We start from the raw sequence: 890 nt of genomic DNA on the forward strand, positions 1-890 counted from the left end.
CGGCCCGGGTTCTCCGACTGCGCCGAGCGCAGCAGCCCCAGGACGGCAGCCGCAGGAAGGTCGGCGACCTCCTCGTCGGACGTGACCGCGGTCGCGTTCCGTGTGACCACCACCAGCCGCGTGCCGGCGAGCAGGTCCTCGGCCAGCCACTCCTGCACCAGCGCCAGCGCACCGTGCACGGCGCTGTGCGTGGCAGCGGCAACGTCCTGGTCAGGCCCGGACGAGACCGGCACGAGGATCGCCTCCGGCGCGGTCTCACCGGCGGCGGCAGCCGCCAGCAGCACGCCCAGGTCCTCGAACCGCTCGGCCTGCTCGAACCCGGGAAGCTCCGCCCCCAGCACCACCGCACCATCGAGCGAAGCGACGGACGGCAGCGCGACGCCCGTCCACTCCGGACGGAACAGCGACTCGTGCGCACCACCCGCACCCGCCAACTGGTCGGCCGCGAACGGCCGCAGCACCAGCGACTCCACCGACGCGACCGGCACACCCGTACCGTCGGCCACGAGCAGCGACACCGCATCCGCACCAGCCCGCGCCAGCCGCACCCGCAACTCCGAGGCACCCGCCGCGAACAGCGACACCCCCGACCACGCGAACGGCAGCCGACCCTGACCAGTGTCCTCCAGCAGACCACCCAAGCCAACAGCGTGCAACGCCGCGTCCAGCAGGGCCGGGTGCAGACCGAACAGATCCGCCTCGTCCCGGCTGTCCTCCGGCAGCGCCACCTCGGCGAACACCTCATCACCCAGCCGCCACGCCGCGTGAAGCCCCTGGAACACCGGACCGTAACCGAACCCGGCCGCCGCGAACCGGTCGTACAGCTCATCGACCGGCACGGCCTCCGCACCCACCGGCGGCCACTCCACCAGATCGAACGACTCCGCAGC

1 protein-coding gene is annotated in these 890 nt (G+C 73.0%); it reads right to left on the reverse strand.

Annotated elements, in window-relative coordinates; genetic code table 11:
• Positions 1–890 (reverse strand): polyketide synthase dehydratase domain-containing protein (locus UK12_RS40335; protein WP_045306850.1); only part of this gene is annotated, 890 nt, incomplete at both ends.

The organism is Saccharothrix sp. ST-888 (assembly GCF_000955975.1).
In the GTDB taxonomy this organism is placed as follows: Bacteria; Actinomycetota; Actinomycetes; order Streptomycetales; family Streptomycetaceae; genus Kitasatospora.